This is a genomic window from Leptospira interrogans, from assembly GCF_900156205.1.
Classification (GTDB): Bacteria; Spirochaetota; Leptospiria; order Leptospirales; family Leptospiraceae; genus Leptospira; species Leptospira interrogans.
The window spans coordinates 66,073-82,264 of sequence record NZ_FTNA01000012.1; the positions used below are offsets into that span (position 1 = coordinate 66,073).

A 16,192-nucleotide genomic window follows, 5' to 3' on the forward strand; every position below is an offset into this window, starting at 1 on the left:
CTATAATAATGGCTAGTTCCACTTTCTTTTCAGACTGGAATCAAATGCTGAAACCCAGAGTAACCTCTCTGGTTTTAGCGACAATCATTCCAGGTTTGTATCTTGCAAGCGAACAATCCCCTTCCGGATTTTTAATCGCGATTACTTTGTTTGGAACATTTTTAATGTCTTCCGCTTCGTTTATATTCAATCAGGTGATCGAAAAGGATAGAGACGCAAAAATGAAACGTACTTCGAACCGTCCAATTCCTTCGGGAAGAATTAGTGTTGTACAAGCAACATTAGTTGGAATTGCCATGATGGGATCTTCCTTTTACGTTCTAGCGGTTTACGTAAATCTTTTGACCGCCTTGTGTGCCTTTGCTGCCTTAATTTCTTACGTCTTTCTTTATACAATTTTTTTAAAACCCAGAACAACTCAAAACATAGTAATCGGCGGAGTAGCTGGATGTGTGGGACCTTTGATCGGTTACGCTGCAATCGGGAACTCTCTACCAGTGCAGGCATGGAGTTTGTTTATGATGATTTTCTTATGGACCCCGGCGCATTTTTGGGCTTTAGCAATTTTTCTGAAAGAAGAATATTCGGACGCTGATTTTCCTATGTTGCCAGTTGTCAAAGGAATCCATCAGACTACAAAGTCTATATTCTTTTATACAATTCTTTATTCTATTGCCTGTGTAAGTTTTTATTTTTTAGAATCTTCTATGGGATTTTTGTACCTCATTGTTTCTTTGATCGTCTGCATTTGGATGGGAATTCTTTCTTATCAATTGATTCAAAACCCGGAACCTCAATCTGCTAGAAAATTTTTTTTCTTTTCCATACTTCATCTTTTCATAATCAACATTACGATCGTAGTTGATCATCTTATTTAATGTAAGTTCGGCGTAAGAGATTCGTTTTATAAAAACCTGATTTTTCCATAAAGAATAAATGGGCAACCCCCCGCTCAAATCATAAAAGTTGAATTTTAGAAATTGATTATGTGACTTAATCTGTGAGAACTCTCACAAATCATGAGATTTAACGGGTAGGCATTAAGTCGGAACTACACCTAATTAGAAAGTGGGGGATTACTATAAAATACAAAAAGAATCATCATCCAATCAGATTTCTGCACAAAACCGTTGTTTTGCGACCATCATCAAAATTTAAATCCCATTTTAACGTGAATTCAGCTGAGAAAGAATTTTGAGCGTGTCCTAAAACCGTCCAATGCAGGAAGTGCTACGAAAATTTAACTACATTAAAACACTCGAAAGTTCACAACTTGCCAAATGCGACTTAATCTGTGGGAACTACTACAGTTTATTAAAAATTTCTAAAGAATTATCGTGTAAAATTTTTTGAGTTTTTGAGACAAACTCTTTCTAAAAGTAGTAGTCCTACAATTTTAGAATTGGTTCATAAAATCGTGATCTGCAGTAATTCTCATATTATTTACAGACAAACCTAAGTTTTGTGGTAGTTCCCACACTTAAATACGGCTAGATTTAATTGTTATAAACTTCTATTTTATAAATTGTAGTAGTTCCTACAAATTACGTCTCTTTTTATCTTTTTTACGATTTTAAATCATACTTTTTCCGAACGAAATCTTGCAGTAGTTTCTACATTTAAAGAATCAATCTGTAAAATTCAGATTCCAACTTTTTTCAGAATGATGGACTCCTTTTACCATAACCAACCCCACAAGTTGAATAGGATTTTAGAATCAGAATGAACTCAACACAACGCTCTTTATGAATCGCGTCGTAATTCCGACAGTTTATATTGAGATCAAATACTTGTGGGGTTGGTTATGGCTCCTTACATCATACGTTATTTAATGTAAGTTGGAGAACAACATACTGAGTCTAAGAACATTCTGTTGAGGTTATCTAGTATATTAAGCTACTATGCTCAATGCTATTATAAATATCTTGAATTGTATCCAATAATTCGAAACGAGGTTCCCAACCAAGTTGCCTAAGTTTCTGATTGTCTCCAAAAAGGCGCCTCATTTCCGCAGGGCGAAAACGAGTAGAGTCGACTTCTACCGGAATCTTCTGTCCTGAAGTAGAAATGATTCCATCTAACACATCTCTGATGATCACTTCCTTACCAGAACAAATATTATAAATTTCACCTGGTTTCCCTCTTTCTGCAAGAATTCGATACGCGCATACAACGTCTCTTACATCTAAAAAATCTCTCGAAGACGAAAGATCTCCTACTAAAATTTTTCTTTCCGATTCGGGTCTTTTAAGCGCTTTTAAAACTTGAGAACAAAAATTAGGAATCACAAAATTCAAACCTTGCTTTGGACCAGTATGATTGAAAGGTCTTGCAATTACAATTTCAAGATCTTGAATCCATCTATGATATTGTAGACAATAAATTTCCGCACAGTATTTAGAAGAAGAATACGGATTGAGAGGAGCAGGGACGACCGATTCTGTAACTGGAAGATAAGATTCCGGAACGTTTCCATAAACATCGGAAGAAGAAATATAAACGAAACGAACTTTCTTTTTTAAAGAACGCAAAGATTCTAATAGATTCAACGTTCCATGTATGTTGATCTCCAAAGTCTCGCCTGGATCTTCTACCGCTTTTGGAACAAAAGGTTGTGCCGCAAGATGAAATATAACATCCGGTGAAAATTCATGGATGATAGAACAAACCTGGTTTAAATTCCGTATATCACAAACAACGGAGCGATATGATTTCGGAAGTTCAAGATCTTCTGTTATATTAGGACCGGATTGAATGCCTATTCCTAAAAAATCGGTATAAGATCGTTTTAATTCTTTTAGTAGATAACTACCAACAAAACCTCCCGCTCCCGTTATTAGGCATTTCATAGAATTCTTGATTTTCCGTAAAAATACTGTTGTTTTAGAAAATGAATAAAAAACAATCGAATAAAATTCTTTCCCCCTTTTGAGTATGGAAGATAAATTTCAGGAACTATTTGAAATCAGAGATTCTCGGATCAACGTTCGAGAGATCATGGAAGAAATAGAATCCAAACTCAAAAAAAATCCTTCCACGAAAGAAGATATAGAAAAACTCACTCATTGGAAATTCTCTCCTCCCAGTCCGGAAGGTTATAGAGATTTCGATCCTTCAGAAATCGCCCATCTTTTCGAAAAAGGAATTTCTCCTCCTAAGTTTACCAATCCTAAACTTAGATTTGTAAAAGGACCTCTCAAATGGCTTTTGATTCGATTTGCAGAATTCTATTCCTTTTTAGATAAAAAACTTTCTGAAAACAGAACCCGCGCTTTCTACAGTGTGTTACACGAGTTAATTCTGATACGTTCCGAAAATCAGAATCTAAAAAGAAAAATGGAATCCTTTTATTCCGAATTTTTAGAATGGAACCAAGCAATTGGAAAAGAAGTGCGACCGGAATTTCTTTGGGCCAATGAAAATCTTTATTCGGAAGATTCCACACAAGAAAGCGAAAACTTTCTATTGGAATCCGTCGATCCTTCGGAAAAAGTTTTGGTTTTATCTCCTGGCTGGGGAAAAATGCTCAAACAACTTTTGAAATTAGGCGCTAAATTCGATTCAATCAGTTGGAATAAATCTTGTGCTGAGTTTATAAAAAATTCAATCACAACAAACATACAACTTGAAGAACCTGGCGAAATTCCAAAAAGTTGTTCAGAATATTCTAAAATTATAATATCAGAAAATTTGTCGATTCATCCACATTGGCTAATTGAAAAAGCACTTAAAACCCTAAGCTTAAAAGTTTCCCCCGGAACTGAAATTCGCTTTCGGTTTTCCAACGAAAATTCCAATTATCCTTCTCCTTTTTTACCCTTAAGACTTACAAGAGTTCAAGAACCTTTGATCCGAGATTATCTCAAACAACTTGGTTTTAGAAATATTATAGAAAAAAAATCAGAAGACGGTTTTACCGTTCTTTCGTTTCGAAAATGAAAGTTTATCAACACGTCACCGAATTTAAAGACGGAGACGGGATCGGAAACGATATTAAAGGGATTCGAAACGTTTTCGAAAAAATAGGCGTTTCCAGCTCGATTATATGTCTAAAAAATTTTTCTAAAGAACCATTCTCTATTGAAGTTCACCCTACTACATTACGTTTTTCTCCAAATGACATTCATATATTAAACTATGGAGGTTGTGGTTATCCACTAGATTGGTTTAGAAATTTACCCGGAAAAAAAATAGTTCGTTATCAGAGTTTTACTCCAGCAATCTATTTTAAGAATTTCTTAAGTCCCGAAATTTACAACACACTTCAACTTGAAGAAAAACGTTCTCTGTTAGAGCTCTATTCTCTCAAAAACGAAACGGATCTATTTTTACCTTCTTCCGAATTCAACGTAAATTTTTTACGATCTTTACAAATTACAAATACCTTTGTTCTTCCAATTGTCAAAAAATATCCCATTCGAGAAACGATAATAAAAGATAAAAAGGAATTTACGATTGGTTTTATTGGTAGAATTTCTCCAAATAAAAAAATCGAAGATCTTTTAACACTTTTAGAATCGATTTTAAAAATCAGACAAAACGTTCAACTTTTGATTTGTGGAAATGTCTCTTCAATTTTTAAAGAATATTATAATTTTCTTAAAAAGAATATTTTATTTAAGCGACTAATGGAAAACGTTCAAATCCGTTTAGGTTCAAGTGATACGGAAATAAATTCTTTTCTAAATTCTATGGATTTATATGTCTGTATGAGCGAACACGAAGGTTTTAACATTCCAGTTTTGGACGCATTTGGAGCCGGAATCCCAGTAATTTCTTATTGTGCGGGAGCAACTCCCGAAACGATGAAAACCGGAGGAATTATTTTCAAAGATAAATCTTCTTCCTCCATAAATCTACTTGCCTTTTTGATCGACAACCTTTTGGAAAAAAAGTCTTTACGCCAACAGATCTCTGACAAGGAACAGGAAATCGCTCAAGAGTATAATTTTTTTCCATTCGAAAGTTTTTTTAGAGAGAAAATCCTAGCATGAAAGAGATTCATCAATTTTCTGCGGGTTTTAATCCGGGTGATGCGATTAGCAATCAGATGCTTGAAATTCGCAATCACTTAAAAAATTTTGAATATAAAGGAGATATATTTTCGGAAAACATTGGAGCTTCTAAACTTACTTTTGTAAAAAAATATAAAACCTACAACAAATCTTCGAAAGATATTTTATTTTATCATCATTCGATTCATTCTAACGTGCTCGATTTTTTAAGATCTTTTCGATCTCCCAGAGTTTTAATTTATCATAATGTAACTCCTCATCATTTTTTCGAATCCTACGATTTAAAAATGAGTTATCTTCTTAAAAAAGGAAGAGAAGAATTAAAAAAAATGAATGAGAAATTTGATTTTGTTTTTGCAGTTTCTAAGTTCAACCAAATGGAATTAGAAGAATTAGGATTTCAGAATGTAGAAATTTTACCGATTACTTATCAATTGTCTGAACGTTTTCCTAAAATCGAAAAATCAAAATCTAAAATTAAAAAAATTATTTTTGTAGGTAGGATCACTCCCAATAAAAAACAGGACGATTTGATCCGTCTTGCATTCGCGTATAAGTCTATAATTTCCGATCAGTTTCAGTTTTATCTCGCAGGTTTTAGTTCTAAAGAATTATATCTTTATCGGGAAGAATTAGAAAGGATGTTGGACTTTTATGATCTCAGAAAAAACGTTTTGATCACAGGTTTTCTCTCCGACTTAGAACTAAATTCCCTTTATCAAGAAGCGGATGCTTTCGTTTCCATGAGTGAACACGAAGGTTTCTGTGTTCCTCTAATCGAAGCCATGATTTATAGAATTCCGATCCTCGCTTTTTCAGGCGGCGCGGTTTCCGAAACTTTAAGCGGAGCCGGTGTTCTTTTTAAAGAAAAAAATTTTCCGAACTTGGCTATTTTACTCAATAAAATTTTGACTGATGTTTCTTTCCAAAATCAAATTTTAACAGGCCAAGATCTACGTCTGAACGAATTTAAAAAAACGGATTATAAATCCGTCCTTAGGAAGGCACTTGAAATCATCTCTTAAAAAGATCGCGGTTGTTTGTCCGATTTTTTCGGACAAGGTTTCCGGAGGTTCGGAAAAACTTATCTTTCAATTTGTAGAATTATTAGCTTCGGATTTTGAAATCACCGTTTTGACTACTCGAAGTCTGGATTATATTTCTTGGAAAAACTCAATTCCAATCCAATCCAAAGATCTATTTCAAGACGGTTCCAATCCTTCTAAACAAATCCATTTTGAAAAAAGATCTTCATCTTTAGGTGGAAGTTATAAAATTCTTCAATTTACTGTCGAAAAACAAAGAAATATAGATCGATTCAACCGTCTTTCGAAAAAAATTTTAGAAAAACCTTCCCTACAAAATAAGGAAAACGTAAATTATTGGCTTCAAGAACAAGGTCCTTACGTTCCGGAATTAATTCAATTTATCGAATTTAGAAAAAGTGAATATGATATTTTTTTCTTTGTAAGTTATCTTTATTATCCTCTAGTTTTCGGATTACCTTTGGTCGAAGAAAAATCAATCGTTATTCCCACATTCCACGACGAAGCCCCGGCATATCTTCCCATATATAAGGAAGTTCTAACCGACCGTAGTTCCTACTCTTTTAACACTCCAGAAGAATTGGAGGTTTTTCGAAACATCTTAGGATTCAAACCTACTATATATTCAATTACTGGAATGAATCTGAATTTTGATCGATGGTCCAATTTTAAAGAGAATTCTAATTTTTTAGAAAATTCCGAAACCGTCCATTCTTCAATTAAATCAAAATCCCCTAATTCGTCCGAAAATTCTCCTTTTTTACTCTACGTTGGTCGTGTAGATCAAGGAAAAGGTTTTTTGGAAATGGTGGAATGGTTTTTAGAATGGAAAACAAAATCGTATTTTCTACACACACTTAAAATCGCCGGTAAAATCATTTCTAAAATTCCTAAAAAAATATTAGAAAATCCGAATGTAGAATTTTTAGGGTTTGTAGAAGAAAATACCAAATTAAATCTTATAGAGAATTGTTCCTGTTTAATCAACTCTTCCCCTTTGGAAAGTTTTTCCATTGTTCTTATGGAAGTTTGGTTAAAAGAAAAACCAGTTCTTGTTAATGCAAGATCGGACGTTCTCAAGGGTCATTGTCTCAGAAGCAACGGTGGTCTTTTTTATTCCGATCGTAAAAGTTTTTTCGCCGCTTTGAACTTCATTTTGGATCATCCGATAGAATCCATTGAAATGGGTAAAAACGGTAAAAAATATGTAGAACAAAACTTCAATCCGAAAATCGTAAAAGATAAATTACTTCGATTGATCGAAAAAACGATTCAGAAAAAATATTCTGGTTCGTAATACTTCTTACAATTTCAAAACTTCCACCCAATTGTCTTCTCTGGGAAAACAAACAATTCCAGATGTTTTATAATTCATTATAAAATAAAGTTTAGAATATTTTAAATGGTTAAAATTCGAAAACCCATATATAAAATCCCTTACGAATAATTCTCCAATCAAATATCTATATATAACGCCTTTCATTTCAATTTATTGACTATAGCCGCGAGTCCGGTTTTGGAAAACAAGTACAAAATAGATTTTCAGAATATAATAAAACTTTAAAGTACGAAAAATACTTTTTCCCAAAGCCGCCCAATCGTTTACTTAGGTCACGTCGTGTAAATAATCTCCCATTCTTTCTATCATCTTTTGATGAAGTAATTTGTTACTTGCAATCACATTCGGTATATAGGGAGTGAACGTATTACCGTCGTAAGTAGACATTTCTCCACCCGCTTCTGCAAGGATGATAGCTCCCGCAGCCATGTCCCAAGGTTTTAGATCTTCTTCCCAAAACGCATCAAAACGTCCTTCCGCTACCCAACATAGATCCAATCCTGCGGCTCCGGTTCTTCTAACTCCTCTCGTTTTTAATAAAAAGTTTTTATAATAGAACATAAGCCGATCGATCCTTTTTTCTCGATCGTACGGAAAGCCGGTACAAAGCAAGGATTGTTTTAATTCCTTCGTTTTTGAAACCGAAATTTGCTTTTGATTTTTAAACGCTCCTTGTCCTTTTCGAGCGTGATAGATTTCGTTCATCGCGGGAAGCGGTATAATTCCCATTACAACTTCTTGATTCTCTTGATTCTCCAAACCGATACAAGTGCAATATAACGGAAGCCTATGTGAATAATTAATCGTTCCATCCAGTGGATCTATAATCCATTTAAATATGGAACTTCCTTTTTTATTGGTTCCTTCTTCTCCTAATATACTATCCGAAGGAAAAGCTCTTTCAATTTCATTGATAATCCTTTCCTCAGAACCTTTATCCGCTTTGGTTACTAAATCGATCTCTCCTTTGTATACAATCCCAAGATCGTTCTCTTCCTGAGTAGCCGCTAAAAATTTCATCACCTCGGGAACAAAATTCAAGAAGTGTTCATATCTTATTTTAATTTCGTTGTCTAAACTCATTTTTTCTCCAAAAATTCTCTGGCCTTTATCCTATGTTCTTCACGGATCGCGGATTGAACACTTGCCAGTACGGCAGCGATCACTCCAGCGTCATCCAGAAATCCCGCACCAGGTATAAAATCCGGAATAGCGTCCAACGGGGAAATAAAATAAATAAGTGCTCCTGCAATGATAAGTTTAGTCCTAAACGGAGTTTCAGGATCCATCATGGAATAATAAAGTGCAATTAGATCTTCCGTGAACGGTATTTTAGATACTACGGTTTTCAGTTTAGGCCAAAATTCCTCTTTTACCTTTTCAATCAGATTCATAAAAGGCTCCTTTTCTTTTTCAATCGATGATTTCTCTCTTGTCCTCAATTGGACGTTAGAGTATCAAGAAAGAAAGATGATTTTTATTTCCGTTGCACTTTTTGCCGAGGCAAAACCTTTGATCGAAAACTTAGGTTTAAATATTCTGCGAAATAAAACCGTTTTTCCAATATATCAAAATGAAAACCACGCTTTAGTTATTTCTGGAACTGGAAAAATCTATTCCGCAATGTCAGTTGTATTTTTATTAAACGAATTTAAGGATCAAATCTCAGATTCCTCCTGGATCTTAAATTTCGGAGTTTGTGGCGCTCGGAAAGATATTTCCGAAATTGGTAAATCCTTTTTAATCCATAAAATCACGGATGAAGGTTCATTTAAAAACGTTTATCCGGATATTCTTTTCCATTCTCCAATTCCCGAATCAGCTCTTCGGACTTTTGACAAACCGATTTTTGACGACGTTGTTTCAGAACTTCCGAACACATTAGTCGACATGGAAGCCTTCGGCTTTTTTACTGCTTCTAGAAAGTTTTTCTCTTCGGATAAGATTCGAGTCGTAAAAATAGTTTCAGATAATTTAAATAAATTAGAATATTCTAAAATTACAAATATACCGGAAATGATTTCATTTAGGATACAAAATTCTCTTTCGGATATTCTTTCGATTTTATCTATCCCGGTTTTTCAAAAAAACAATATACAACTTTTAGCCGAAGAGACTTCTACACTTTTACAAATCTGCGAAGTATTACGTCTATCTGAAACAGAAAGGATTCAACTCAAAGATTGGATGATCGGTTACAAAATGAGAACCGGTAATTCCCCCGACTTAGGTCTTAGTATTTTAAAAAATTCGAATGGATTTTTAAAACCAGGCCAAACTAAAGTAAAAACTAGAGAATTAGGTAAAAAAGGGCTTTATGCGCTCAAGCAATTTTATCAGTCCTAAAAGATTCTCCCATATTTATGTGGAAGAATCTGCTAAAAATCATCCAAAAACTTTGGAAATTCTTTCTAAATTTCCGAAATCTTATACAATCCCTATCAATTCTTACAAAGAAGTATTCAACCCTTCGGCCCAAAATTTCCAAGCCCAAAAGAGAAGCCCTAAACTCATATTAGCAAAACGCAAAGAACAATTCTTATATTCTGGTTCGGGTGTAGCTCCAGATTTCGGCTATCGTTTTTTTTATTACAACGCACTTGTATTAAACTGTCTTTACAATTGTTCCTATTGTTACCTTCAAGGAATGTATCCTTCCGCAAATATAGTCATTTTTGTAAATAACGAAGACTTTATTTTAGAAACCAAAGAACAGCTTACATTTTCAAAACCGTTATATCTTTGTATTTCTTATGATACTGACCTTCTAGCTTTAGAAAATACATTAGGATATTGTAAAGAATGGATTTTATTTGCAAGTTCCTATCCGGATTTGATAATCGAAATCAGAACAAAAAGTGCGAATTTCAAATCAATTGCAGACCTTAAACCGGTTTCAAACGTTATTTTAGCTTGGACACTTTCTCCTGATTCAGTGATCCAAGAACACGAACCCTTAACTCCTAGGCTTTCCTCTAGATTAAAGAATATTAAAGAAGCGTTAAATTCTGGTTGGCAAGTTCGTCTTTGTATCGACCCAATTCTAAACGTTCCGGATTGGAAATCGGTTTATTTGGAGTTTATTCATAAAATTTTTGAAGAAATTCCGGGAGAAAAATTAAGAGAAATCAGTTTAGGAGTTTTTAGGATGAATTTAGATTATTTTAAAAACTCTAAAAAAAGAAGACCGGATTCTTATTTGTTTTATTTACCCATGAACACAGATTCTGGAATGAAGTCTTATCCGGAAGATTTGGAAAAAGAAATGTTTGCAGTCGTTGAAAAAGAATTAGAACTTTTCGTTTCAAAAGAAAAAATTCACAGACTCTTTGCCAACGAAATAGGATTCAAATGAAAGCACCAAACGGCGATTTAGCGATAGTTACTGGTTCTTCCAAAGGAATCGGAAAAGCCATTTCAGAATTTTTGGTTTCCGAAGGTTATAGAGTAATCGGAATTTCTAGAACAGAGCCGAATTCATATCTTTTAAAAGATTCTTCTTTATACCGACACATTTACATGGATCTTTCCAACACAAAAGAAATTGAATTCAAATTATCTAATATTCTTAAAGAAGAACGTACTCTCAAAATATTGGTGAATAACGCCGGCATGGGTAATTTTTCACCTCACGAAGAAATTTCATTTGACACATTGGAAAAAATGCTTCTTGTAAATTTTGTATCTCCGATTCTTATCACTAAATTATTTTTAAGAGATTTGAAAAAAAATGAAGGATGGATCTTTCAAATCCACTCCATCGCAGCTTTAAAAGAATCTATCCGAGGTGCCGCATACGCCGGATCCAAAGCAGGTCTTAGACATTTCGGTTTAAATTTATTTGAAGAAATTAGAAAATCGGGAGTCAAATTAGTAAACATCAATCCGGACATTACGAAAACCGAATTTTATGACCATTTAGATTTTGAAATGGATTCCGATCCTACATCGTATTTAAACGTTTCCGAAATTTTAAACGTTTTTAAATTTTCTCTTTCTAATCCGGAAAATGTAGGTTTTACCGAAATTACGATTCGTCCAAAACTTCATCGAATTTCTAAAAAACCTTTTGTTCGAAAAAATGAAAACGATTTGAAAGATTAATTAGAAATCATTTAAATTATTTGTAATTAATTTTGAGACAGGTTTTAAAAATAAGATTCCAAAGTCATTTAAGGAGGATCAATTGAATCCAAATGAATTAAACGTCGCTCTTATACAATGCGACCTTTCTTGGGAAAATCAGAAAGCAAACTATGAACACGTTCGCAATTTGATCCATTCTACTTTAGAAAAAAATTCAAACAAAAAACCAGATTTGATCTTACTTCCGGAAACCTTTGCCACCGGATTTACGATGAGATCGGAAAGAATTGCAGAAGCAGACGAAGGCCCCACGGAAACTTTTCTACAAGAAATCGCAAATTTTACACGAGCTACGATCTGCGCCGGTTGGATTCGGAAAAATCAAAATGGCAAACCTTTCAACACGGTAAGTGTAGTAAACCCCAACGGAATTATTATATTAAGATATTCTAAAATTTATCCATTTACTTTCGGAGGAGAAAATCGTCATTACAGCGCCGGTTCCGAAATTTTGAGTTACAACCTAAATGGCTTTAGAATTACTCCTTTTATTTGTTATGATATTCGTTTTCCGGAAATTTTTAGAAAGGTCGCCGGAGAAACTGATATTTTTACCATACACGCTAATTGGCCGGTTCCCAGAATTCATCATTGGGAATTAATCCTAAAAACGAGAGCAATCGAAAATCAAGCTTACATTTTTGGAGTCAACCGAATTGGTGTTGCAGGTTATAATCAAAGTATTTCTCACAACGGTCACTCTCTTGCAGTAGCACCTAATGGAGACTTTGTGGATGCAGGAGAAGGGAATGAAACGATCCTATTCTACAAAGCTCATAAAAATTCTATTTCGGATTATAGAAAAGATTTTCCCGTCCTTTTAGATCGTAAGGATCCGAATTTAATCGGAATCAAAGTAACGGAGCATTCTTCTCAAATCTAAGAAATCTTTCGCTTAGAGGCAAAATGGCTTCTATCTTTTCGTTTGTAAACGGATCTTTAAATTTAAGAAAATAAGATAAAAGTTGCAACCCATAGGATTCAAATTGAGAACCCGCTCTTGAGTATAATAAATCTCCTACAACCGGACATCTCTGATTTTGAAAATGAACTCGAATCTGATGAGTTCTTCCCGTTTCCAAACCTACTTCTATAAAACTAAATTTTCTTCCAGACCTAGAATTGATGTATTTTAGTACTTTATAATGAGTTATAGATCTTCTTCCTTTTGGAGAAACCGTCATCTTTAACCTTTCAACGGGATGTCTTGCTATCGGTAAATCGATGGTCCCCGATTCTTCCGGTGGATGTCCTTGTACCCAGGCATAATATTTTTTTTCAATTTCTCTTTTTCTAAATAACTCGGAAAGTTTCCCATGAGCCCGGTCGTTTTTTGCAATTAAGATCAATCCTTCGGTTGGCTTATCTAATCGATGTACGATTCCCGGTCTTGCTTCTCCCCCCATCTTTGATAATTCTTTAAAATGATAGATAAGTCCGTTTACCAAACTAGGAGATCGATCTCCAGGTCCGCTATGACTTGCGATCCCAGAAGGTTTATGAATGATTAGAAAATTCTCTCTTTCTAAAATGACTGGCAACTCCATTGGAATTGGTTCTAAATTGAGAGGGGGTTTTGGTGGGATGGATAGTAAATATTTCTCTCCTGTTTTTACCTTCCAGGAACTTTTATCTAAAATTTTTCCGTCTTGACCTTGAACATATCCTGCCTCGATCCATTTCTGGATCGTTGCTCTGGATATTTCATCCCCTAAAGAATATTTTAAAAATCGATCTAATCGATTTCCGGAAAATTCTTCTGATACGTCTGCTTTGAGTTCTAAGTTCATTGAAAATGAAAAAGGATTCCAGATTTTTACTTAGCACGTTTTTAGCACTCTAAAAAAACAGTTTTCATTTTCCTTCCTTAACCTTATTATGACACTCTGATACCAAACCCCTTATATTTAAGGAAGGAAAGAAACATGGTCAAAAAGATTTTGAATCTGATTCTGCTCGGTGCAATTGCATTTTCATTCACTCTCTGCTCCTCTGCTGAAAAAAAAGAGGAATCCGCAGCTCCTGAGCCTTCAACGCAAGAGCAATCCGCAGCTGCAAACAGAAATGTTGACGTCAATTCTCCGGAAGCGATCGCAGATTCTTTAAACGAAAAACTAAAAGATTTCCGATATCCAGACGGTTTAACTCGTCCTGGATTTAGTTATAAAAAAGCGGATGTTACCCCTGGTGATTTCAGCGAGTGGTCTAAAACAAACGCTCCTGTAATCAAAGAAGGTCTTGGAAAACTTCCAGATAGTTACGCTCTTGAAATTACAGGACACACCGATGCGATCGGTCCCGAACAAGCAGAAGGTGCTAAAAAAGGAAATATTTTTTACTCTGAGCTTCGTGCAAATGCAGTTAAACAAGCTTTAATCAAACAAGGGATTCCAGCAAATCGTATCGTTACTAAAGGTGCCGGTTCTTCCGAGCCAGTTTCTGGTCTTGATGCGAAAGATGCTAAAAATAGAAGAGTCACTTTCCGTTTTGCGACTTCCGCACCACAACAATAATTATTAATCGAAAATACAATTCGATCTTTCAAAAGGCCGGTGATTTTTCATCGGCTTTTTTTATTTAGGGGGATTCTATAAAACGAATTTCTAATTTAGAATCACTTCAAATTTATCAAAATCTAATAGAAATAAGATACTGAGTTTTCCACTTTATCAGAAAGATCAAGCTGTGGCAACTCAACGTCTTACGTTCGAAAAGTAACCCAACAGAATATTCCTAAACTCAAATCTCGTTCTCTATTGGCGCTAGACGGGTTCTGTCCTATAACTCTACGTCCCATAGGAAGTAGAGTTTTGAGACAGGTTCTTATCTAAATTTGTAAAAAAATATTATTAATTTTGAATATACTTAAATCCGGATTGTAAAGTTTTACCTCTTAAGATCAAACTATAATTTTTATAAGGCATACAAGGTATCTCATAGTCGTAACATCGATCACCTTCTGCAGGAATAAAAACTTCTAAATCATTCATTTGAATCTTTTTAAATTCTAGATTTTGTGGAATTTCTATTTTTTTAGGACGAACAAAAAATGCTGAGTTTTCTCGAATAAAATTCTTACATCTATTATAAGTTCTGCGATTTATTAGAAAAACGGATACTATAATAAAAATGAAAACAAGAATTATTTGTTTTGAAGTTTTCGATATTTTAATTGGAAAAAAATTAATCTTAAAATTGAAATAGAGTAGAGGTGAAATTGCAGAAACACCTAGAAAAGCTTTACCAAATCTTATATCGGGAGCAAGTAAAATCCAAAAGATTACTCCAATCCAGGAAGTGAAAAGTATTGCAAATGTTTGAAAATCTATTTTTATCTTTTTAAATAAACTATATATAAAAATAAAAATTGGAGATAAGAACGATATAACAATAAAAAGTCGATTCAATTTTGAAATTGTATTCCACCAAATCGGGAACCACTCCCAAAATTTCATCTGAGCCGCTTCTTTATATCCTTCTCCTGGATTTCTTGCCCATCCCGTGATCGATAATTTTTCGGAAACGACAGCATTTAAAGGAACTTTCCAATCAAAATTGAAAATGTCAATAGCAGAAAAAGGATAAATTAAATAACCGGATAAAATAACATTCCGTATCAGCCAGGGTAAAAGGATCAGAAAAATTATTGAAATCACAATCAATAACTTTTTTCCATCGAACTTATATCGAATTATCAAAAGTAAAATCAATATACAAAGAGGAATGGTAGCTAACTTAACGCTTATAGTATATACAGACAAAATAATGGAGGAAAAGTAATTTTCTAAATTCAATTTTGAATGAATACCATTTTCATTTTTTGGCAAGTTTGTTAGGATATACAATGGAAGTACAATAGAAATGAGATCCGGTGTAGGAGATGATAAACTCATAAACTGTTCTAAAATTAAAAATAATACGATCGAATGTAGTAAAAAAGAGTTTGTAAATCCTTCTTGTTTTAAAATTTTATATATTCTATTTATAGAATGTAATACTAATATAGAATAAATTACAAAATTAACCGAGAATATTTCTTGTTTAAAAATTTCTTTTAAAGAAGTAAGTGCAAAGATCGTAAATATATTCGGGTTAAAACCAAACCTTCCATGTAAGTTAGCCAAACCGGGAACTACTGAATATTCCTGAATCCATTTGATAGATTGAATATGATAAAGCCCCGAATCATAAGCAAATGGAGGGTTTAAGGAAAAAACCAGCGCCGATAATAAAAACGGAAATGTTATGATAACAATGATATTTTTATGAATCAATCCAAACGTTAATAACTTTAGATTTTTTCTTTCAAAGTATAAAAAGACGAAACAAAATGATAGAAAAATGAATAATACCAATATGGTTATCGGTAAGAATAAAGATACAAGAGATACTAACGTATTTGTTACGGATAAACCTACTAAAACCCTGTCCGTAAATTGAAATTTTACTTTTAAAATTTTTTCCGCTAAAATTCCAAAAGAAATAAAAATGTACAAAGATAAAATAGCGGAAATTAAAATGGCAAGCATAGATGATCTTTTGATTTTTTTTTAGATAATAAGATTCGCAACCAAATTCAATACGCTTTTACCGATTTGGATTTGATTTCTTCAATAATTTGGAGTTTTTTTTAGAATTTATTTTAA

16 protein-coding genes and 1 pseudogene are annotated in these 16,192 nt (G+C 33.7%); 11 read left to right on the plus strand and 6 right to left on the minus strand.

Going from position 1 to position 16,192, the window contains the following annotated elements; translation table 11 throughout:
- Positions 1-8 precede the first annotated feature (8 nt).
- Both cyoE and BW942_RS22120 read left to right on the plus strand, forming a co-directional pair.
- Positions 9-878, plus strand: a complete 870-nt coding sequence (gene cyoE, locus BW942_RS11310) for a heme o synthase (RefSeq protein WP_000168719.1) — start codon at positions 9-11, stop codon at positions 876-878.
- Positions 879-1,524: 646 nt separating this feature from the next.
- A pseudogene (locus tag BW942_RS22120) lies at positions 1,525-1,726 on the plus strand (hypothetical protein).
- Positions 1,727-1,883: 157 nt separating this feature from the next.
- Here BW942_RS22120 and BW942_RS11315 read toward each other — a convergent pair.
- Positions 1,884-2,849, minus strand: coding sequence for a GDP-mannose 4,6-dehydratase (locus BW942_RS11315; RefSeq protein WP_000649925.1), 966 nt, complete (start codon positions 2,847-2,849; stop codon positions 1,884-1,886).
- Positions 2,850-2,934: 85 nt separating this feature from the next.
- Between BW942_RS11315 and BW942_RS11320 the strand changes: the two genes are divergently transcribed.
- Genes BW942_RS11320 through BW942_RS11335 form a run of 4 tightly spaced genes read left to right on the plus strand, consistent with a single transcriptional unit; the run spans position 2,935 to position 7,358 of the window.
- Positions 2,935-3,939: an LIC_10202 family protein gene (locus BW942_RS11320; RefSeq protein ID WP_000389571.1), complete on the plus strand. Its 1,005-nt coding sequence runs from the start codon at positions 2,935-2,937 to the stop codon at positions 3,937-3,939.
- Positions 3,936-4,994: a glycosyltransferase family 4 protein gene (locus BW942_RS11325; RefSeq protein WP_000870447.1), complete on the plus strand. Its 1,059-nt coding sequence runs from the start codon at positions 3,936-3,938 to the stop codon at positions 4,992-4,994. The genes BW942_RS11320 and BW942_RS11325 overlap by 4 nt, the downstream gene beginning before the upstream one ends.
- A complete protein-coding gene (locus BW942_RS11330) occupies positions 4,991-6,040 on the plus strand; it encodes a glycosyltransferase family 4 protein (protein WP_000658622.1) in 1,050 nt (349 codons plus the stop codon). Before BW942_RS11325 ends, BW942_RS11330 begins: the two co-directional genes overlap by 4 nt.
- The gene (locus BW942_RS11335) at positions 6,024-7,358 is read left to right on the plus strand and encodes a glycosyltransferase family 4 protein (protein ID WP_000842678.1); all 1,335 of its coding nucleotides are present in this window, start codon (positions 6,024-6,026) and stop codon (positions 7,356-7,358) included. The genes BW942_RS11330 and BW942_RS11335 overlap by 17 nt, the downstream gene beginning before the upstream one ends.
- A 6-nt stretch (positions 7,359-7,364) precedes the next feature.
- Here BW942_RS11335 and BW942_RS11340 read toward each other — a convergent pair whose 3' ends face one another.
- From BW942_RS11340 to BW942_RS11350, 3 genes are all read right to left on the minus strand, one after another.
- A complete protein-coding gene (locus tag BW942_RS11340; RefSeq protein ID WP_000679353.1) occupies positions 7,365-7,544 on the minus strand; it encodes a hypothetical protein in 180 nt (59 codons plus the stop codon).
- Between the two features lie 123 nt (positions 7,545-7,667).
- Complete coding sequence (locus tag BW942_RS11345; RefSeq protein ID WP_000050899.1) at positions 7,668-8,483, minus strand: inositol monophosphatase family protein; 816 nt, start codon at positions 8,481-8,483, stop codon at positions 7,668-7,670.
- Positions 8,480-8,794: a YkvA family protein gene (locus BW942_RS11350; RefSeq protein WP_001048896.1), complete on the minus strand. Its 315-nt coding sequence runs from the start codon at positions 8,792-8,794 to the stop codon at positions 8,480-8,482. Before BW942_RS11350 ends, BW942_RS11345 begins: the two co-directional genes overlap by 4 nt.
- A 76-nt stretch (positions 8,795-8,870) precedes the next feature.
- Between BW942_RS11350 and BW942_RS11355 the strand changes: the two genes are divergently transcribed.
- From BW942_RS11355 to BW942_RS11370, 4 genes are all read left to right on the plus strand, one after another.
- Positions 8,871-9,746: a 5'-methylthioadenosine/S-adenosylhomocysteine nucleosidase family protein gene (locus BW942_RS11355; RefSeq protein WP_000576302.1), complete on the plus strand. Its 876-nt coding sequence runs from the start codon at positions 8,871-8,873 to the stop codon at positions 9,744-9,746.
- Positions 9,718-10,755 (plus strand): SPL family radical SAM protein, encoded by a 1,038-nt coding sequence (locus BW942_RS11360; RefSeq protein WP_001257894.1) that lies wholly within the window; start codon positions 9,718-9,720, stop codon positions 10,753-10,755. The genes BW942_RS11355 and BW942_RS11360 overlap by 29 nt, the downstream gene beginning before the upstream one ends.
- Entirely contained in the window at positions 10,752-11,504 is a 753-nt protein-coding gene (locus BW942_RS11365) for an SDR family NAD(P)-dependent oxidoreductase (protein WP_000646914.1), read from the plus strand. The genes BW942_RS11360 and BW942_RS11365 overlap by 4 nt, the downstream gene beginning before the upstream one ends.
- Before the next feature lie 82 nt (positions 11,505-11,586).
- Positions 11,587-12,429: a carbon-nitrogen family hydrolase gene (locus BW942_RS11370; protein ID WP_001069019.1), complete on the plus strand. Its 843-nt coding sequence runs from the start codon at positions 11,587-11,589 to the stop codon at positions 12,427-12,429.
- Here BW942_RS11370 and BW942_RS11375 read toward each other — a convergent pair.
- The gene (locus BW942_RS11375; RefSeq protein ID WP_001047544.1) at positions 12,398-13,336 is read right to left on the minus strand and encodes an RluA family pseudouridine synthase; all 939 of its coding nucleotides are present in this window, start codon (positions 13,334-13,336) and stop codon (positions 12,398-12,400) included. The two genes, BW942_RS11370 and BW942_RS11375, sit on opposite strands and share 32 nt — an antisense overlap.
- Positions 13,337-13,471: 135 nt before the next feature.
- Here BW942_RS11375 and loa22 point away from each other — a divergent pair, with 135 nt between their 5' ends.
- Positions 13,472-14,059 carry an OmpA family outer membrane lipoprotein Loa22 gene (loa22, locus tag BW942_RS11380; RefSeq protein WP_000239305.1) on the plus strand — a complete coding sequence of 196 codons (588 nt, stop codon included), beginning with the start codon at positions 13,472-13,474 and terminating at the stop codon, positions 14,057-14,059.
- A gap of 336 nt (positions 14,060-14,395) precedes the next feature.
- Here loa22 and BW942_RS11385 read toward each other — a convergent pair whose 3' ends face one another.
- Positions 14,396-16,075, minus strand: a complete 1,680-nt coding sequence (locus tag BW942_RS11385) for a DUF8201 family protein (protein ID WP_000879751.1) — start codon at positions 16,073-16,075, stop codon at positions 14,396-14,398.
- Positions 16,076-16,192: the final 117 nt, after the last annotated feature.